Below are 19,803 nucleotides of genomic sequence, written 5' to 3' on the forward strand. Positions count from 1 at the left end.
TTAAAACATGAGTTCAGAATTTGTCATTACGATGGCTGAAAGATCAGTGTATGTTGTTTTACTTGTCAGCGGGCCGCTTCTTGCGCTCGCACTAATCGTGGGACTAATTGTCAGTGTGTTTCAGGCGACAACCCAAATCCAAGAACAGACGCTTGCGTTCATTCCAAAAATTGTTGCAGTGCTCATTGGACTTGTTGTGTTTGGTCCGTGGATGCTTTCAACAATTGTGTCATTTACAACAGAGCTGTTCTCGAATTTAGATCGATTTGCAGGTTAATCAGAGATGTCAATCATAGAATTATTTCCTGCCTTTCTTCTCGTTTTCATTCGGATCACCGCTTTTTTTGTGACAGTGCCGCTATTAGCGCATCGAACGATACCAGCAGTTCACAGAGTTGGTTTTTCACTGTTTTTGGCTGTCATTAGTTTTAGCACCATTAAAGAACCGCCAGCACTCGATATCGACGGTCTTTACATGATGCTTGCCGTGAAAGAAGCAATGGTCGGACTTCTTCTTGGACTGATTGCATATATCATGGTGTCCGCAGTTCAAATTGCCGGCTCATTGATCGATTTTCAAATGGGTTTTGCGATCGCCAATATTATTGATCCACAAACAGGGGCGCAAACGCCGCTGATGGGGCAGTTTTTTTATACGGTGACCTTGCTGCTGATGCTGGCAACAAATGCACATCATTTGCTGCTTGATGGAATCTATTACAGTTTTCAATATATTCAAGTTGATCAGTATGCACTGAACTTCGGTAGTGAATCCTTTGCTTACTTTATTGCAAAGAGCTTCAACCAAATGTTCATCATAGCCTTTCAAATCTCAGCACCTGTTGTGGCTAGTTTGTTTTTAGTCGATTTGGCATTAGGAATTGTGGCACGTACAGTTCCGCAAATGAACGTATTTGTCGTTGGACTTCCCATTAAAATGGGCGTGAGTTTTATTATGATCATCATTTGTATGGGTGTCATCTTCGGGGTCGTCCAAAATACATTTGAAACGATTGTGCTCACCATGAGGAATTTCTTAGCATTGGTCGGTGGTTCGTCATGACGACAAGACTTAGACTCGACTTGCAATTTTTCGCAGGTGAAAAAACAGAAAAAGCAACACCGAAAAAGAGACGGGATTCACGTAAAAAAGGGCAGGTTGCCAAAAGTACCGACGTCAATACAGCCATCTCATTTCTACTAATCTTTTTATCATTCTTTTTTATTGGGCCTTTTATGAAAGAGCGTATTATTGCGCTCATTGAACGTTTTTATTCAACAACGATGCTAATGAAGGTTAGCACATCTAATATTCACCAGTTATTCTTGGAATTGCTTCAAGAGACAGGTCTCCTCCTCATGCCAATTCTTGGTGTTGGGATGCTGGCAGGGATCATCAGTAACTATTTACAAGTTGGATTTCTCTTTTCAACTGAAGTGATCAAGCCCAAATTAGAAAAGCTTGATCCAATCAAAGGGTTTAAACGAATATACAGTATTCGAGCACTCGTTGAGCTATTAAAATCCATTTTAAAAATTGGTTTTGTTGGTTTTGCGACATTTATCGCTCTATGGATGCACTTTGACGAAATCTTGCGGCTCCCTCTACTCACTGCAGAGGAAACCCTTCATTTCGTGGCAAATATGACCTTGATTATGGGGCTATATGCAGCAGGTGCTCTTCTGATCTTAGCCGGGCTTGACTACATGTATCAGAAATTTGATTATGAAAAAAACTTACGGATGTCTAAACAAGACATCAAAGATGAGTATAAAAAATCAGAGGGTGACCCGCTCATAAAATCAAAAATTAAACAGCGGCAAAGGGAAATGGCCATGAGACGGATGATGCAGGAAGTCCCAAAAGCGGACGTCATCATTACAAACCCGACCCACTACGCAATTGCCCTGAAATATGACGAAGAAAAGATGGACGCACCCTATGTTGTGGCAAAGGGAACGGATATTTTGGCTTTGAAAATTAGAACAATTGCGAAAGAACATGATGTCATGACTGTAGAGAACCGGCCACTCGCCCGCGCCCTCTATGATCAAGTGGATATCGACCAAGCGGTGCCGGAAGAGTATTTTAAGGCGATCGCAGAAATTTTGGCTTACGTATATAAAACGAAACAAAAGATTTTATGAATTTTTGGTTTTAAAAGGAGAGAACAGGCATGTCAGCAAGAGATTTATCTGTTTTATTCAGTGTTATTTTAATCGTGGCGATGCTGGTCATACCGTTTCCGCCCATCCTATTAAGTATTTTAATCATTATTAATATTTCTCTTGCGCTTATCGTGCTTCTCACCACAATGAACATGCAAGAACCACTGCAATTTTCCATTTTTCCGTCTTTGCTTTTGCTCTTAACACTGTTTCGTTTAGGGCTTAACATCTCTACAACCCGTTCTATTTTATCAACTGGAGATGCTGGTAAGGTTGTAGAAACGTTTGGATCATTTGTTGTTGGGGGCAATATACTCGTTGGTCTGGTTGTCTTCCTTATTCTGATCATTATTCAATTTATTGTCATCACCAAAGGGGCGGAGCGTGTATCAGAGGTTGCGGCCAGATTTACACTCGACGCGATGCCAGGTAAACAAATGAGTATTGACGCAGATTTGAATGCAGGAATGCTGACAGAAAGTGAAGCTAGAAACCGCCGTGAAAAAGTAGCAAGAGAAGCAGACTTTTATGGTGCGATGGATGGTGCAAGTAAGTTCGTTAAAGGGGATGCCATCGCAGGTATTATCATCGTTATTATCAATATTATTTTTGGCATCATTATTGGGATGATTCAGCAAGGAATGTCGATTCAAGAATCAGCTTCCCACTTTACTCTTTTAACAGTAGGGGACGGAATTGTGTCGCAAATCCCTGCACTTCTCATCTCAACAGCGACAGGGATTGTTGTCACGAGAGCGGCTTCTAACGGAAACCTTGGTTCAGACATTACGGGTCAGCTCTTTGCCTTCCCTGCCATGCTTTACGTCACAGCAGGCACGATCTTCCTGCTTGGATTGTTTACGCCAATTGGCGTACTTTTGACAGGGCCGATCGCAGGTTTACTTGCACTCGGTGCGTACATGATGTCGAAAAACAAACAGGATCAAGAAGAGATTGAAGAAGTACTGGAAGAACAGGCAGAGGTAGAAGAGATGAAAAGTCCAGAAAGTGTCATTCATCTCCTGCAAATGGATGCCATTGAATTTGAATTTGGCTACGGGTTGATTCCACTTGCAGATGCCAATCAAGGCGGAGACCTGCTAGACCGAATTGTGATGATCAGAAGGCAGCTTGCTCTTGAACTAGGTCTTGTCATTCCAGTTGTCCGTATTCGAGACAACATTGCGCTGAACCCGAATGAATACAGGCTCAAAATAAAAGGGAACGAAGTGGCAAAAGGAGAGCTGCTGCTTGATCATTACTTAGCGATGTCCCCAACGCCTGATGATGATCCGATTGAAGGAATTGAAACAATCGAACCATCCTTTGGTCTGCCGGCAAAATGGATATCAGAAGCAGAAAAAGATCAGGCTGAAATGCTTGGGTATACAGTGGTCGATCCAGCATCTGTTGTGTCTACACACATCACAGAGAAGATTAGACAAAATACCCACGAACTGCTTGGACGCCAAGAAACGAAGCAATTAATCGATCATCTGAAAGAAAGTTATCCAGTTCTAGTAGATGAGGTAACACCGAATCCACTAGCAGTCGGGGATATCCAAAAAGTACTTGCAAAACTTCTGAAAGAAAAGGTCTCCATTCGAAACCTTGTGACCATTTTTGAGACCCTTGCAGACTACGGAAAATTAACGACTGATACAGACTTGCTAACAGAGTATGTTAGACAGGCACTTGCAAGACAGATTACTGCACAGTATGCAAGAGAAAATGAATCACTGAAAGTCGTGACATGCTCAGGCCGAGTCGAAAAGGTGATTGCAGACAGCGTGCAGCAAACAGAGCATGGGAACTACTTATCGTTAGATCCAGAATCCTCTGAAAGTGTGATTCAATCAGTGGCGAGAGAAATTGAACAGCTTTCGCTTCGTCAGGAAACGCCGGTTCTATTATGCTCACCTCCTATAAGAATGTACGTCAAACAGTTGTTAGAAAGATATTTCCCAGATTTACCGGTACTATCTTATAACGAACTAGAAGCAAATGTGGAAGTACAGAGCATCGGAGTGGTGGATATCTAATGAAAATGAAAAAAATCACAGCGAATTCTATGCAGGAGGCAACGATCCAAATCAGGCAGCAGCTTGGGAAGGATGCCGTCATATTAAATTCGAAAACCGTTGTCAAACGAAAGCTGTTCGGTTTAAAGAAACAGCAAATGGTCGAAGTGATTGCAGTGCTGGATCAAGATTTTGAAGAAAGAGCCGGTAAAGGATTACAACCAGCAGCTGCGCCTATCCCGGTTTTACCGAAAAAGGAGCAGATTCAACATCTTACGCAAGAGCTGTCGGCTGCCACTCAAGCAGTTAAAGCAGCGCCTTCTCATTCTCAGCCTTTAGAATATGCAAGAAACGAGCGACATGCTGGGATCTTGCCGGATTCTCTCATGAAGATTGATCAAAAGCTAAAAGATCAAGGTCTTGATGATGAGATTCGAGATGAATGCTTAAAGGGTCTTTTAACAAAGGGTGCTGTGAAAGAAGATCAGATTGAAAAAGAACTTGAAAAACTGCTCACAGGTATGCTACCAGCTCACACTTCTGATGAGCCGATGATTCGTTCAACATACATTGTGTTGTTTGGTTCAACTGGTGCTGGTAAAACCACAACGATTGCAAAGCTTGCTGCGAAAACAGCCATTCAGCAGCAAAAGAAAATTGCTTTTATCACAACAGATACGTACCGGATTGCAGCGATTGAACAACTAAAAACATATGCTGAACTGCTGAATGCACCTCTTGAAGTTTGTTATTCAAGAGAGGACTTTGTGAAAGCACAGCAGACCTTTAAAGACTATGATCATATTTTCATTGATACAGCAGGCCGTAACTTTAAAGAAGAGGCGTACATCAAAGAGCTGACGGATATCATTCCATTTGATGAAAGCATTCAAAGCTTTCTTGTCATGAGTGCGACGTCGAAGTATCAGGATATGAGAGCTATGGTCAATCGATTTGAACATGTTCCAATCGATCAATTTATTTTCACAAAAGTTGATGAAACAGACACGATGGGAACGATCTTTCAAATCATTGCAGAATCTCAAATCGGGCTAGGGTTTTTAACAAATGGCCAAAATGTGCCTGAGGATATTCTTGAGAGTTCCCCCCTTGATTTGACAAGGATGGTCTTACAATGATGAAGCCTGACCAAGCCGAAGGTTTAAGAAAGCTTGTTCAGCAGAATCAACTGATTGTACCGAACTCTCTTCGTGCGAATGGACAGGCGAAAACCATTGCTGTCATGAGCGGTAAAGGCGGAGTAGGTAAATCGAATTTGACGCTGAATATGGCACTGTCTATCGCAAGTACGGGCAAGCAAGTGCTCATCATCGACCTCGACTTTGGCATGGGGAATATTGATATTTTACTAGGGAAAACATCGACCAGCTCTATATTAGACGTGCTTGTTAGAAAAAAATCCTTCCAAGCGGCTATGACAAAAGGAACGGACAATCTGTATTACATTTCTGGCGGAAGCGGGCTTGAACAGCTGTTTTCTTTAGACAAAGATCAATGGTCGTTCTTTTTAGAAGAGATGGAGAAAATATTGAATGACTTTGACTGTATATTCTTTGATATGGGTGCAGGCTTGTCAAAAGATCAACTCCCTTTTGTCTTATCGGCAGGTGAGGTGGTCGTTGTGACAACGCCAGAACCAACATCCATCATGGATGCATACAGCGCAATTAAGCACTTAGCCATTCATCAGTTTGAACAGTCTGTTCAAATCATTGTCAACCGGTGTAAAACCCCTTCGGAAGGATCTGAAACGTACCGGAAATTAGCGGGAGTGGTGACGTCATTTCTACACCGAAAGCTTGTGTTTGCTGGTGCGGTACCTGATGATCCTGCTGTTCCTAAAGCAGTCACTGAACAAATACCATTTTATATGAAACAGCCTCATTCAAGGCTAAGTAAAACCATTAAAATGTTGGCTGAAACACTTTATCATCAGCAGATAAGAGAGGCACAGAGAGAGCAGCATACGTTTATAGATAAGTTGTCCTCTTTTTTTAAAAGGAGGAAAGTGGACTTATGATTAGAGTGCTTGTAGTAGATGACTCGGCTTTTATGAGAAAACTCATCAGTGATTTCCTAAGTGCCGAGCAAGAAATTGAAGTCGTCGGAACGGCGCGAAATGGAGAAGATGCCTTAAAACGGATTAAGGAATTGAATCCAGATGTTGTCACACTTGATGTGGAAATGCCTGTTCTAAATGGAACAGAAGCATTAAAACAAATTCTGGCTGAACACGACCTTGCTGTGATTATGGTGTCAAGCCAGACGAAGCAAGGGAAGGAATTAACCATCCATTGCTTAGAACTCGGTGCTTTTGACTTTGTGACAAAGCCTTCAGGAAGTATTTCGCTCGATTTACACAAAGTAAGAGGTCAAATTGTAGAGCGGGTACTTGCGGCAGGCCTGTCTAGAAAACGTACTGAGAAACAAGTTTCTCCTAAGCCGTTCATGAAGCCGCCAAGTCCAATTCCAGCGGCCGCTCCCCGCCTGCAAGAAGTAAGAAGCGGCTCATCACTCCGAAAGATTATTTCAATCGGAACTTCTACGGGAGGGCCTAGGGCGCTTCAACGAGTCGTCACGAAGCTGCCAAAAGACATAGAGGCGCCGATTTTGATTGTGCAGCATATGCCGGCAGGATTTACGGCATCGCTGGCTACTAGATTAGATCATTTATCACAAATTACAATCAAAGAAGCTCAAGATGGAGACATCGCTAAAAATGGAGTGGCTTACATAGCTCCTGGTGGATTGAATATGTCACTTCATGAACAAGGGGCAGCTTTAGTGATCAGGCTGTCCCCAGAAGACACTGACAGCCGTCACAAACCTTCTGTTAACTATTTATTTGAATCCATCAGCAACATAAAAGGTTACGAGAAAATCGCTGTCATTATGACAGGAATGGGTAGTGACGGCACAGAAGGTGTCAAAAAAATGGTCGCAAGCGGTCATACAAAAGTCATTGCAGAAAAAGAAGAATCATGTGTTGTTTTCGGAATGCCTAAATCAGTCATTAAAGCAGGCCTTGCACATGAAACAAGGCATGTGGATGACATCGCACATGCAATTATAAGCTCCATGAAAAAAGAGAGGGCGTGAACACGTTGGATGTAAACCAATACTTAGATATCTTTTTAGATGAAAGCAGAGAACACTTACAAACTTGTAATGAAAAACTTCTTGAATTAGAAAAGAACCCAACAGACTTGCAGCTAGTGAATGATATATTCAGAGCCGCTCATACACTGAAAGGCATGAGTGCAACGATGGGCTATGATGATATGGCTCAATTAACACATCATTTAGAAAACATGTTTGATGCCATCAGAAACGAACAAATGATTGTCACTCCTGAATCAATGGATACGATGTTTGAAGCACTCGATCACCTTGAAGCAATGGTTCAATCGATTGCAGAGGGCGGGGATGGAAAACGTGATGTCACGGAGATTAGTAAAAAACTAGATGTGACAGGAAGCCATGCAGAAACAGCATCTGCCGTTGAGACAGCTGAAGCATCATCAGCTGCAAGCGACCTAAATTATAACGAATTTGAGCGTACAGTTCTTGATGAAGCAAGAGAACAAGGCTTTAAATGTTATGAGCTGACCGTGACATTAAGCGACGCATGCTTATTAAAAGCCGTTCGTGTCTATATGATTTTTGAAAGACTGAACGAAGCAGGAGAAGTTGTCAAAACGGTTCCGAATGCAGAACTTTTAGAATCAGAAGATTTTGAATCTGAATTCAGCATTTCTTACTTATCGAAACAGCCGATGGAAGAAGTGAAAAAAATCGTGACAGCGATCTCAGAGGTTGAACAAGTGGAGATTTCTGAAGTCTCTGCCTTTGAAGAAGCGGCTCCGGCTGAAACAAAAGCAGCGAAACCTGAGCAGAAAAATGAAGAAGCCACAGTTCCTGCCACTAAAGCGCCAGCAAACGATGCGCCAAAAGCAAATGGCAATAACGGTGCAGCTGCCGGCGGAACGAAAACGATCCGTGTCAACATCGATCGTCTAGATTCACTTATGAACCTGTTTGAAGAGCTTGTCATAGATAGAGGACGTTTAGAACAGATTGCCAAAGAACTTGAAAACAACGAACTCACGGATACAGTGGAAAGAATGTCCCGTATTTCTGGCGACCTGCAATCGATCATCTTGAACATGAGAATGGTACCTGTAGAAACGGTGTTTAACAGATTCCCACGTATGATTCGTCAATTGACGAAAGAGCTCAATAAGAAAATTGAACTGATCATTGAAGGTGCTGAGACAGAGCTTGATCGAACAGTGATCGATGAAATTGGCGATCCGCTCTTACACTTACTTAGAAACAGTCTCGATCACGGGATTGAATCACCAGAAGAACGTGTGAAAAAAGGCAAACCAGAAAAAGGAACCGTTCTATTAAAAGCGTATCATAGCGGAAACCATGTCTTCATTGAAGTAGAAGATGATGGCGGCGGGATTAACCGTAAAAAGGTCCTTGAAAAAGCATTAGAGCGCGGAGTTATTACGGAAAGAGAAGCGGAAACACTTGAAGATCACCAAATTGATTCATTGATCTTTGCAGCAGGGTTCTCTACAGCTGATACGATTTCTGATATCTCGGGCCGAGGTGTAGGTCTTGACGTTGTGAAAAACAAGCTGGAATCATTAGGTGGTTCTGTGAGTATTAACTCAACAGAAGGTCAAGGCTCACTTTTCTCAATTCAGCTTCCACTCACATTATCGATCATTTCCGTACTTCTTGTGAAACTAGAGGAAGAAACATTTGCTATTCCGATTTCTTCTATTATAGAAACGGCTGTCATTAAGAAGAGTGACATCCTTCAAACGCATGATCGTGAAGTCATTGATTTCCGCGGATTTATCGTACCGGTTGTGTACTTGAAGAAACAGTTCAACGTACCAAATGCGAATGATTTAGAAGAAGAACTGCACATTATTGTTGTCCGTAAAGGAGACAAGCTAACAGCATTTGTGGTCGATTCGTTTATCGGTCAGCAAGAGGTCGTATTAAAATCACTTGGAGATTACCTACCAAACGTATTTGCGATATCAGGCGCAACAATCTTAGGTGACGGTCAGGTTGCACTCATCGTTGACTGTAATGCACTGATCAAGTAAAAAACAATAGAGGAGCGGTCTGAAATGAGTACAGATATCAAAACTGGCGAAAAGATGATTGTGTTTATCGTAAACAAAAAAGAATACGCCATTTCAGTATCAGAAGTAAAGTCCATTGAAAAATGGCAGCAGCCGACAAGAGTTCCTGGCGTTGCCCCTTATATATGCGGTGTCATTAATCTACGCGGTGTCGTGACACCTGTCATTGACCTTAGAGTGAGACTTGGATCAACTGACAACGAGATTACAGACGAAACAAGAATGATTATTGTACAAGTTGGTGACATTGAAGTCGGCTGGATTGTTGATGAAGCAAATGATGTCATTACTGTCCATCAGGAAGAGGTAGAATCTTCTACTGATTCAGCTGAAAAAGAAGGACTGTCATGGGTGACAGGAATTATTAAGCATGATCAGCGTCTATTCAATATCATTCATGCTGGTGCGGTCCTCGACAAGAGCGTGCAAGATGCACCTGTTCATTAAGGGGGATGTGAAATGAGCATTTTCAATGAAATTAAAGATGAACAGCTAGATATATTAAGTGAGGTTGGGAATATCGGAGCAGGCCATGCAGCGTCTGCTCTTGCCAGCCTATTGAATCGCAAAATTGATATGGCTGTTCCTTTTGTCAAAGTTCTCTCGTTTGAAGATTTAATGGATTTCTTTGGTGGAGCAGACCTTCCAGTTGCCAGTATCTTTTTGCGAATGGAGGGTGATCTTACCGGTTCAATCTTTTTCATTATGCCGTTTGAACAAGCTGAACAATTTGTAAGGGAGCTTGTTCAGGACCCAGCATTTGATATTGATACGATTCATGAACACATGCTAGGAACATCAGCGCTTCATGAGCTAGGAAATATTTTAGCAGGTTCTTATTTATCAGCACTTGCCGATTTAACAAAACTGCAGCTTCACCCAAGTGTTCCAGATGTCACGCTCGATATGTTCGGGGCTGTCATTAGTGAAGGGTTAATGCAGTTTAGTCCTCTCGGCGATCAGGCAATTGTGATTGATACATCGATTTTTGATGATCAAAATAAGCAAGAGCTGAAAGGAAATATGTTTCTATTACCAGACTTTGAATCGTTTGAAAAACTGTTCAAAGCATTAGGTAACCTATAATGAACGTGCAGATTCCGGCAGTTGTAAAGGTTGGTATAGCGGATGTTCAGCTTGTGAAAACACCGGACCGTATTCGGACATCCGGTCTTGGTTCTTGCGTAGGACTTGTCCTTTTTGACCAAGAAAAAAAACTGGCAGGACTTGTCCATGTCATGCTTCCAGACTCCTCTCTTTCAAAAGGAGCGGTAGAGAACTTGGCTAAGTATGCAGATACAGGTGTCAAGCATACAATTGATCTGCTCTTAAAAGAAGGAGCACGCAAACATGCGCTAAAAGCGAAGCTTGCTGGCGGCGCAGAAATGTTTAAATTTAAGTCAACCAATGATCTGATGAGAATTGGACCTAGAAATGTATCAGCTGTGAAAGAACATCTGTCTCTTCATCATATCCCGATCATTAGTGAGGACACGGGCGGGAACAATGGACGCACGATTGAATTCGATCCGCTTACAACAGAACTTGAGATCCGCACTGTGAAACAAGGCATTATGAAGATATAACTAAGGAAGTATAGGGGGAGAAAGATGCAATCCTTAAATTACGAAGATCAGGCGCTATGGGCTAGATGGAAAGAGTGGAAGGACCCAGCTGCTGGAGATGATCTTATGCGCCGCTATATGCCGCTCGTCACATATCATGTTGGAAGAATTTCCATCGGTCTCCCGAAGTCAGTGCACAAAGAAGACTTGATCAGTCTAGGGATGCTCGGTTTATATGATGCCCTTGAAAAATTTGACCCCGGAAGAGATCTGAAGTTTGATACATATGCATCCTTCAGAATTCGTGGGGCCATCATCGACGGTCTTCGTAAAGAGGACTGGCTGCCTCGTACATCAAGAGAAAAAACAAAAAAAGTAGAAGCGGCAATTGAAAAGCTTGAACAGCGATATTTGCGAAATGTGACACCAACAGAGGTTGCTGAAGAACTCGGCATGAGTGAACAAGATGTGGTCACAACGATGAATGAAGGGTTCTTTGCGAATTTGCTCTCGATTGATGAGAAGCTGCATGATCAAGAAGACGGAGAAAACGTTCAAGTCATGATTCGTGACGAAAAGACTGTGACACCTGAAGAAAAAATGCTGAAAGATGAATTAATTGAACAGCTTGCCGAAAAAATGACAGAGCTTTCGGAAAAAGAAAAGCTTGTGATTAGTCTTTTCTATAAAGAGGAATTGACGTTAACGGAAATCGGTCAAGTGCTTAATTTATCGACCTCTCGCATTTCGCAAATTCATTCAAAGGCATTGTTCAAGCTTAAGCATCTGCTTGATAAAGCCATTCAATCTTAAAGAGTTAGTGAGTGAAAAAATATGCTATGGCTGATTAGCTTTATGCTTCATGCTGCACTTATTTATTTTGTGATCATTTTATACACGAGAATGAATTCGCTGAAGGCAACAGAACAAAAGCAGCGAGAGCTTTTAGAAGAAACGGAAAATACCCTGGCTGCATTTTTGATGGAAGTCAAAGAAGAGAATGAAAAACTATCAAAAGCTGCAGCCACTTCCCCTGATTTTTCTGCTGAAGAGCTGAAATCGGATCTTCAGACACCAAAGCAACCACAACCACCAATTGAATCCCAGCAATCGGTAGAAAGTGAAGATCCAGTTCCAGAGCACCTGTCGGCTCTCCTTAGCGAAGTTGAGGTGCAGGAAGAGAAGGTAAACGAACCCGTTTCAAGTCTTGAAACAGAAGCTTCTGTGCCTTCTGAAAGTGAAATAGAAGAAACATTTGAGGATCAAGTAAAGGCCTTATATGATCAAGGGCTATCATTAGAAGAAATAGCGAAAGAATTAAAAACGGGCAAGACAGAAATCGAGCTTTTATTAAAATTTAGCGGAAAGCTGTAAAGGATTCTTGATTGTCAGTCCATCATGTGTTATATTATTTCTTGGTGTTAAATACACACGCTTAATGATTCGTATGAAGGTGCTGCCGTGGCGCAGTTTTATGTGAACATGACTTAAGCGGAGGAAAAAAAACCATTATATTAGGAGGCAACAACATGTCAGTTATTTCTATGAAACAATTGCTAGAAGCTGGTGTTCACTTCGGTCACCAAACACGCCGTTGGAACCCAAAAATGAAGCGTTACATCTTTACAGAGCGTAACGGTATCTACATCATCGATCTTCAAAAAACGGTGAAAAAAGTAGAGGAAGCTTACAACTTCACGAAAAACCTTGCTGCTGACGGAGGAAAAATTCTTTTCGTTGGTACGAAAAAGCAAGCACAAGATTCAGTGAAAGAAGAAGCAATCCGTTCTGGTATGTTCTATGTAAACCAACGCTGGCTTGGTGGAACGTTAACAAACTTTGAAACAATCCAAAAACGTATCAAACGTTTAAAAGATATTGAAAAAATGCAAGAAAACGGTACGTTCGAAGTTCTTCCTAAGAAAGAAGTCGTTCAACTGAAAAAAGAATTAGAACGTCTTGAAAAATTCCTAGGCGGAATCAAAGACATGAAGGGTCTTCCAGATGCACTTTTCATTATCGACCCTCGTAAAGAGCGTATTGCAGTTGCAGAAGCTCGTAAATTGAATATCCCAATTATCGGTATCGTTGACACAAACTGTGATCCAGACGAAATTGATGTTGTGATCCCTGCAAACGATGATGCAATCCGTGCTGTAAAACTTCTAACTGCTAAAATGGCAGATGCGATTCTTGAGTCTAAACAAGGCGAAGAAGAAGCTGTTGTAGAAGAAACGACAGAAACTGAAACAACAACTGCGTAACCTATTCAAAAGGTGATAAGAGGGAACTGCCTTTTATCACCTTTTTTTCACCTAGTAATCCGTGTTTTAACATAGAAGGAGGAAATGTAAAATGGCAATTACTGCTCAATTAGTAAAAGAACTGCGTCAAAAAACTGGTGCAGGTATGATGGACTGTAAAAAAGCGTTAACAGAAACTGATGGTGACATCGATAAAGCAATCGATCTTCTAAGAGAAAAAGGGATCGCAAAAGCTGCGAAAAAAGCAGACCGTATTGCGGCAGAAGGATTAACTCTTATTAAAACTGACGGCAACACTGGCGTTATCCTAGAAGTGAACTCTGAGACTGATTTCGTTGCGAAAAACGAAGGATTCCAAAATCTTCTTAACGAACTTGCTGATCATTTACTTGCTGCGAAACCTGCAACAATTGAAGAAGCACATGCTTCTAAAATGGAAAATGGTTCAACAGTTGAAGAACATATTACTTCTGCAATTGCGAAAATCGGAGAAAAAATTACGCTGCGCCGTTTCTCAGTCATCACAAAAGAAGATAACGCTGCATTCGGTTCTTACTTACACATGGGCGGACGCATCGGTGTATTAGCGGTTCTTAACGGAACAACTGATGAAGAGCTTGCGAGAGACATCGCAATGCACGTTGCTGCTGTAAACCCTAAATACATTTCTCGTGACCAAGTGTCTGAAGAAGAAGCAAACCGTGAGCGTGAAGTATTAACACAACAAGCGCTTCAAGAAGGAAAGCCTGAAAATATCGTTGCTAAAATGGTAGAAGGCCGTCTAAACAAATTCTTCGAAGAAATTTGCTTACTTGACCAAGCATTCGTTAAAAACCCAGATGAAAAAGTGAAACAAGTTGTAGGTGCGAAAAACGCAACTGTTCAAACTTATGTTCGCTATGAAGTGGGCGAAGGTATCGAAAAGCGTCAAGACAACTTTGCTGAAGAAGTTATGAGCCAAGTGAAAAAATAATGTTTGAAAAGCTCTCTGGGGCTTTTTTAGGGAGCACAAGCACTGTGTTCCCTATTTTTTAGAGGATATTGATTTACAAAAGACGGTTTCTTACGCATAATAAGAGACGGTATAGTTTACACTTGGAGGTTATCATGAGCAAACCGAAATATAATCGCATTGTACTGAAGCTAAGTGGAGAAGCACTAGCTGGTGATGCTGGAAATGGAATTAACCCAACTGTCATTCAATCAATTGCAAAGCAAGTAAAAGAAATTGCAGAACTTGATGTTGAAGTTGCAGTCGTTGTAGGTGGAGGAAACCTTTGGCGTGGTAAGACAGGCAGTGACTTAGGAATGGACCGGGCAACAGCAGACTATATGGGGATGCTTGCAACAGTGATGAATTCATTGGCATTACAAGACAGCCTAGAAACGCTTGGCATTCAGTCTAGAGTACAAACCTCTATCGAAATGAGACAGGTTGCAGAGCCATACATAAGAAGAAAAGCGATCCGCCACCTTGAGAAGAAACGTGTCGTGATTTTTGCTGCAGGTACTGGTAACCCTTATTTCTCTACTGATACAACAGCAGCACTTCGTGCAGCTGAAATTGAAGCAGATGTCATTTTAATGGCGAAAAACAATGTAGACGGTGTCTACAGTGCTGATCCTCGTACAGATGCGGATGCAGTAAAATATGATAAGCTTTCATATCTTGATGTACTAAAAGAAGGGCTTGCTGTAATGGATTCTACTGCGTCCTCATTATGTATGGACAATGACATTCCATTAATCGTCTTCTCTATTATGGAAGAAGGAAATATTAAACGTGCCGTCAATGGCGAATCAATCGGAACGATCGTGAGGGGGAAATAACGTGTCAAAAGAAGTGTTGAACCAAACAAAAGAAAAAATGGAAAAAGCCGTTCAAGCATACGGACGTGAACTAGCAACTGTCCGTGCGGGCAGAGCTAATGCTTCCCTTTTAGACAAAGTAACAGTGGATTACTATGGTGCGCAAACACCACTAAACCAAATTGCGTCAATTACAGTGCCAGAAGCACGTATGCTGATTATCACACCTTACGATAAAACAGCGATCGGTGATATCGAAAAGGCGATCCAAAAGTCTGATCTTGGTATCACACCAACAAGTGACGGAAACGTGATCCGTATTGCGATCCCAGCACTAACAGAAGAAAGACGTAAAGAACTTGTAAAAGTTGTGAGAAAATACTCAGAAGAAGCAAAAGTAGCTGTTCGTAACGTTCGTCGTGATGCAAACGATGAATTGAAAAAGCTAGAGAAAAATGGGGAGATCACTGAAGATGAATTAAGATCATCTACAGAGGATGTTCAAAAATTGACAGATGAATATGTCGCTAAAATTGATGAAGTGACAAAAGATAAAGAAAAAGAAATCATGGAAGTTTAAGAAAAAACTATGTACAATAGATAATAGTGAAAAGACCCTCTTCATGTTTACAGGGGGTTTTTTTGTTAATACTGTTGAGGACTATATTATTAGCGGGAACGCAACCTTTTTGGGTGATGGAGGAATCTCATGCTCAATATACTCAAAAATTGGAAGAATCAGCAAACAGCAGCTTCCAACTTAGAAAGCCTGACAAAAGAAGACATATTAAATGGAGAAATTCCTGAACATATCGCCATTATCATGGATGGGAATGGAAGATGGGCGAAGAAACGTGCGCTTCCACGGGTAGCAGGACATCATGAAGGTATGAAAGTTGTCAAGCGCATGACCAAGCTTGCAAATGAGCTGAATGTCAAAGTGCTGACTTTGTATGCTTTCTCTACAGAAAATTGGAAACGTCCAAAACTAGAAGTAGACTTTTTAATGAAGCTTCCTGAAGAGTTTCTAAACATCTATCTGCCTGAACTCATCGAGGAAAATGTCCGTGTACGTTTAACAGGTGATCCAGACGGCCTCCCGCAGCATACGAAAAAAGCGGTAGAGAACGCAGTGAAGAGTACGGCGAATAATGACGGACTCATTTTAAATTTTGCGCTCAATTATGGAGGACGGACAGAAATTATTTCTGCATGCAGACAAATTTCTGAAAAAGTCAAAGAAGGCAAGCTTCGAGCAGAAGACATCACAGAAGAGATGTTTTCAGCTTATTTAATGACAGAATCTCTTCAAGATCCGGATTTGCTTATTCGTACGAGTGGAGAAATTAGATTAAGCAACTTTATGCTTTGGCAAATTGCATACAGCGAGTTTGTCTTTACGGATGTGCTTTGGCCTGACTTTTCTGATGAGCATCTCATAGGCGCTATCGGAGAGTACCAGCGCCGCGGCCGGAGGTTCGGTGGAATTTAGAGGGTGGTGCAGATGAAACAAAGAATTTTGACGGGTGTTCTGGCAGCTGCAGTGTTTTTACTTGCAGTGATTTATGGACAAATGCCATTTACCCTGCTGATTTATTTAATGGGAAGTGTCGCTCTCTTTGAGCTCCTTAGAATGAAAAAGATTTCGATTTTCAGCTTTCCTGGCATTGTCAGCTTAATATTGCTTTGGCTTTTAATGGGCGGAGAAAATAGCTTCTTCCCGAACGTAGACGCATCAAAAATGCAGATTGCTTTATTTGCAGTCTTAATCCTTTTAACTTATACAGTTCTGAGCAAAAACTCTTTCACATTCGATGAGGTTGCTTTTGTTATATTAGCCACATTATATATTGGCGTTAGTTTCTATTATTTTATTCAAATTAGAGGCTTGTATGGCATGAGTGCGATCTTCTTCGCAGCGGTGATTATTTGGTCCACTGACTCAGGTGCCTATTTTATTGGGAAATCTATGGGGAAACGAAAGCTTTGGCCAGAGATCAGCCCAAACAAAACAGTAGAAGGATTTATCGGCGGAATCGTCACAGCGGTCGTGCTGTCACTTGTGTTCCAGGCGGTTACAGGATTTTTGCCATCATATCTGCTTGTTATGTTTATTACTCTTTTGCTCAGTATTTTTGGACAGCTTGGCGACCTTGTGGAATCTGCTTTAAAGCGTCATTACCATGTGAAGGATTCAGGGACAATACTCCCAGGTCATGGCGGAATTTTGGACAGGTTTGACAGCTTTTTATTCGTTCTGCCGTTTTTATATTTATTGCTGGCCACGTTTGCTAGCTAACCTCATAGAAACTAATTGAACGAGAGAAGGAGTGGCAATTTGAAATATATTTCGCTATTAGGCGCAACAGGATCAATCGGAGAACAAACATTAGATGTGATCAGGCAGCATCCAGACAAATTCAAGTTGAAAGCGATGACGTTTGGCAGAAATATAGACAAGGCCATCCCTATCATTGAACAATTTCAGCCTGAATTTGTTGGATGTGTAGACGAAGCGACCTATCGCACGTTAAAAGGTCATTCATTTCAATACGATGTTAAAATTGCTGCGGGTGATGAAGCGAACATCGAAGCAGCGACCTATGATGCAGTGGATGTTGTGGTCAATGCACTGGTAGGGAGTGTCGGACTTGTGCCGACATTAAAAGCCATTGAACAAAAAAAGACGATCGCACTTGCAAATAAGGAAACACTTGTGACAGCTGGTCATATAGTAAAAGAGTACGCCAAAAAGTATGACGTGCCTTTACTTCCTGTCGATAGTGAACACTCCGCTATTTTTCAATCCCTGCAAGGTGAACAAGCTAAAAACATTGAACGCTTAATCGTCACAGCTTCAGGCGGCAGTTTCCGAGATAAAAAACGCACGGAGCTTGAAGGTGTAACGGTTGAAGAAGCGCTGAATCATCCGAACTGGTCTATGGGCGCAAAAATCACGATCGATTCAGCGACCATGATGAATAAGGGGCTTGAGGTGATTGAGGCGCATTGGCTGTTTGATATCCCATACGATCAAATTGATGTGCTGTTACATAAAGAGAGCATCATCCATTCCATGGTGGAATTCCATGACAAAAGTGTCATGGCTCAGTTAGGTACACCTGACATGAGGGTTCCGATTCAATACGCGCTCACTTACCCTGATAGAGCGCCATTAAAAGAAGCGAAATCATTAAACCTTTGGGAGATTGGACAATTAAATTTCCAAAAAGCGGATTTTGACAGGTATCGCTGCTTACATTTTGCTTATGAATCAGGTAAAATAGGAGGGACAATGCCTACTGTGCTTAATGCAGCCAATGAAATAGCTGTTGATGCATTTTTAAAAGGCAAAGTAACGTTCCTGCAAATTGAAGAATTGATTGAAAAGGCACTGAACAGACATCATGTGATTTCAACGCCTAGTTTGCAAGATATCCATGAAGTGGACAAAGATACACGAGACTTTGTTCAATCAATCCTCGCATAAGGTGGTATGTTCGTGAATACAGTGATTGCGTTTATTATTATTTTTGGAACGCTCGTTTTTTTCCACGAGCTTGGCCATTTAATTATGGCGCAGCGCGCAGGCATTTTATGCCGCGAGTTCGCAATTGGTTTTGGACCGAAGATTTTCTCCTTTAAACGAAAAGAAACCGTCTATACCATCAGACTTCTGCCAATCGGCGGATTTGTTAAAATGGCTGGAGAAGATCCTGAAGTCATTGAAATTAAACCGGGTCATACAGTGGGGCTCTTATTCAATGAGCAAAATGAAGTAGAAAAAATCATTTTAAATGATAAAGAGAAATATCCTGATGCACTTGTCATTGAAGTTGAACAAATTGATTTAGATCATGCGATGAGAATTTCAGGATATGAGGCTGGAAATGAAGACATCCTGACTGGCTACAATGTAAGCCAAACAAGCTTCTATATTGCAGATGGTGAAGAAATTCAAATTGCGCCATACAACCGTCAGTTTGGTTCAAAAACAGTATGGCAGCGTATTAAAGCCATTGCAGCTGGACCGATTATGAACTTTATCTTGGCATATGTGATTCTAGTGGCTTTAGGATTTATTCAAGGTGTAACCGTGGATGATCCTGTACTTGGTAAGCTGACAAAAGACGGCCAGGCAGCGCAAGCTGGGCTTATGCAGGGAGATCATATCGTTTCAATTAATGGGGATAAAATGAATTCTTGGACAGATGTTGTTCAAACGGTTCAAAAGAACCCAGATAAAAAAATGAATGTCGTCATTGACCGAGATGGCAAAGAAAGCACCATTCAAGTTGTACCGGAAGCTGTGAAGGCCGAAGGAAAAACCATTGGCCGTTTTGGCTCTTATCCGCCAACGGAAAATGGCTTTCTCAAAGTCATTTCATCCTCAGGCACTACAGTGATATCTACAGCAGGTCTCATCTTAACGAACTTGCAAAAGATTGTCACAGGACAATTTTCATTAGATATGCTTGCAGGTCCTGTTGGAATATATGACATGACAGGAGAAGTAGCGAAACAAGGTGTGTTAACATTAATGCAGTTTGCTGCGTTTCTTAGTATCAACTTAGGGATCGTGAATTTATTACCGATTCCTGCATTAGACGGAGGAAGATTACTTTTCCTATTCGTTGAAGCCATTCGCGGCAAACCAATTAATCGTGAGAAAGAGGCACTTGTTGTCTTCATTGGTGTTGCGTTCCTCATGCTATTAATGCTAGTAGTGACATGGAATGACATCCAGCGATTATTTTTATAAAAACCATTGTCTCTTGTTTCT

The 19,803-nt window shown here is 41.5% G+C and carries 21 protein-coding genes; all 21 read left to right on the plus strand.

Annotated features, from left to right (window positions below):
• Window positions 1-7: 7 nt before the first annotated feature.
• The 21 genes from fliQ (at window position 8) to rseP (ending at window position 19,782) form a co-directional block, all read left to right on the plus strand.
• Window positions 8-277 carry a flagellar biosynthesis protein FliQ gene (gene fliQ, locus ID12_RS12660; protein WP_003211206.1) on the plus strand — a complete coding sequence of 90 codons (270 nt, stop codon included), beginning with the start codon at window positions 8-10 and terminating at the stop codon, window positions 275-277.
• Window positions 278-283: 6 nt separating this feature from the next.
• Window positions 284-1,063 (plus strand): flagellar biosynthetic protein FliR, encoded by a 780-nt coding sequence (gene fliR / locus ID12_RS12665; protein WP_050827262.1) that lies wholly within the window; start codon window positions 284-286, stop codon window positions 1,061-1,063.
• Complete coding sequence (flhB, locus tag ID12_RS12670) at window positions 1,060-2,148, plus strand: flagellar biosynthesis protein FlhB (protein ID WP_008344784.1); 1,089 nt, start codon at window positions 1,060-1,062, stop codon at window positions 2,146-2,148. The genes fliR and flhB overlap by 4 nt, the downstream gene beginning before the upstream one ends.
• Before the next feature lie 29 nt (window positions 2,149-2,177).
• Entirely contained in the window at window positions 2,178-4,211 is a 2,034-nt protein-coding gene (gene flhA, locus ID12_RS12675) for a flagellar biosynthesis protein FlhA (RefSeq protein ID WP_008344782.1), read from the plus strand.
• Window positions 4,211-5,329: a flagellar biosynthesis GTPase FlhF gene (gene flhF / locus ID12_RS12680; RefSeq protein ID WP_050827263.1), complete on the plus strand. Its 1,119-nt coding sequence runs from the start codon at window positions 4,211-4,213 to the stop codon at window positions 5,327-5,329. Before flhA ends, flhF begins: the two co-directional genes overlap by 1 nt.
• Window positions 5,326-6,231, plus strand: a complete 906-nt coding sequence (locus ID12_RS12685; RefSeq protein WP_050827264.1) for a MinD/ParA family protein — start codon at window positions 5,326-5,328, stop codon at window positions 6,229-6,231. The genes flhF and ID12_RS12685 overlap by 4 nt, the downstream gene beginning before the upstream one ends.
• The gene (locus ID12_RS12690; RefSeq protein ID WP_008344775.1) at window positions 6,228-7,310 is read left to right on the plus strand and encodes a protein-glutamate methylesterase/protein-glutamine glutaminase; all 1,083 of its coding nucleotides are present in this window, start codon (window positions 6,228-6,230) and stop codon (window positions 7,308-7,310) included. The genes ID12_RS12685 and ID12_RS12690 overlap by 4 nt, the downstream gene beginning before the upstream one ends.
• 5 nt (window positions 7,311-7,315) lie before the next feature.
• The gene (locus ID12_RS12695) at window positions 7,316-9,343 is read left to right on the plus strand and encodes a chemotaxis protein CheA (RefSeq protein WP_017359080.1); all 2,028 of its coding nucleotides are present in this window, start codon (window positions 7,316-7,318) and stop codon (window positions 9,341-9,343) included.
• Between the two features lie 24 nt (window positions 9,344-9,367).
• Complete coding sequence (locus ID12_RS12700; RefSeq protein WP_008344771.1) at window positions 9,368-9,829, plus strand: chemotaxis protein CheW; 462 nt, start codon at window positions 9,368-9,370, stop codon at window positions 9,827-9,829.
• Between the two features lie 12 nt (window positions 9,830-9,841).
• A complete protein-coding gene (locus ID12_RS12705) occupies window positions 9,842-10,468 on the plus strand; it encodes a chemotaxis protein CheC (RefSeq protein ID WP_017367253.1) in 627 nt (208 codons plus the stop codon).
• Window positions 10,468-10,968 carry a chemotaxis protein CheD gene (locus ID12_RS12710; protein ID WP_007499566.1) on the plus strand — a complete coding sequence of 167 codons (501 nt, stop codon included), beginning with the start codon at window positions 10,468-10,470 and terminating at the stop codon, window positions 10,966-10,968. Before ID12_RS12705 ends, ID12_RS12710 begins: the two co-directional genes overlap by 1 nt.
• Window positions 10,969-10,992: 24 nt before the next feature.
• Entirely contained in the window at window positions 10,993-11,760 is a 768-nt protein-coding gene (locus ID12_RS12715) for a FliA/WhiG family RNA polymerase sigma factor (RefSeq protein WP_007499565.1), read from the plus strand.
• Window positions 11,761-11,781: 21 nt separating this feature from the next.
• Window positions 11,782-12,321 carry a hypothetical protein gene (locus ID12_RS12720; protein WP_017367254.1) on the plus strand — a complete coding sequence of 180 codons (540 nt, stop codon included), beginning with the start codon at window positions 11,782-11,784 and terminating at the stop codon, window positions 12,319-12,321.
• 155 nt (window positions 12,322-12,476) lie between these two features.
• On the plus strand, window positions 12,477-13,211 hold the full coding sequence (rpsB, locus tag ID12_RS12725) for a 30S ribosomal protein S2 (protein WP_007499561.1): 735 nt from the start codon (window positions 12,477-12,479) through the stop codon (window positions 13,209-13,211).
• A gap of 91 nt (window positions 13,212-13,302) precedes the next feature.
• Window positions 13,303-14,184, plus strand: a complete 882-nt coding sequence (tsf, locus tag ID12_RS12730) for a translation elongation factor Ts (RefSeq protein ID WP_007499558.1) — start codon at window positions 13,303-13,305, stop codon at window positions 14,182-14,184.
• Between the two features lie 134 nt (window positions 14,185-14,318).
• Window positions 14,319-15,041 carry a UMP kinase gene (gene pyrH, locus ID12_RS12735; RefSeq protein ID WP_008344767.1) on the plus strand — a complete coding sequence of 241 codons (723 nt, stop codon included), beginning with the start codon at window positions 14,319-14,321 and terminating at the stop codon, window positions 15,039-15,041.
• A gap of 1 nt (window position 15,042) precedes the next feature.
• Window positions 15,043-15,600, plus strand: a complete 558-nt coding sequence (gene frr, locus ID12_RS12740) for a ribosome recycling factor (RefSeq protein ID WP_008344764.1) — start codon at window positions 15,043-15,045, stop codon at window positions 15,598-15,600.
• Window positions 15,601-15,729: 129 nt separating this feature from the next.
• Window positions 15,730-16,512, plus strand: a complete 783-nt coding sequence (locus ID12_RS12745; RefSeq protein WP_007499552.1) for an undecaprenyl pyrophosphate synthase — start codon at window positions 15,730-15,732, stop codon at window positions 16,510-16,512.
• 12 nt (window positions 16,513-16,524) lie between these two features.
• A complete protein-coding gene (locus ID12_RS12750) occupies window positions 16,525-17,319 on the plus strand; it encodes a phosphatidate cytidylyltransferase (RefSeq protein WP_007499550.1) in 795 nt (264 codons plus the stop codon).
• Window positions 17,320-17,358: 39 nt separating this feature from the next.
• A complete protein-coding gene (dxr, locus tag ID12_RS12755) occupies window positions 17,359-18,510 on the plus strand; it encodes a 1-deoxy-D-xylulose-5-phosphate reductoisomerase (RefSeq protein ID WP_041090509.1) in 1,152 nt (383 codons plus the stop codon).
• Between the two features lie 6 nt (window positions 18,511-18,516).
• A complete protein-coding gene (gene rseP, locus ID12_RS12760; protein ID WP_117590920.1) occupies window positions 18,517-19,782 on the plus strand; it encodes an RIP metalloprotease RseP in 1,266 nt (421 codons plus the stop codon).
• The last annotated feature ends 21 nt before the right edge of the window (window positions 19,783-19,803 follow it).

Origin of the sequence: Bacillus altitudinis, from assembly GCF_001191605.1 — a bacterium.
Taxonomy (GTDB): domain Bacteria; phylum Bacillota; class Bacilli; order Bacillales; family Bacillaceae; genus Bacillus; species Bacillus altitudinis.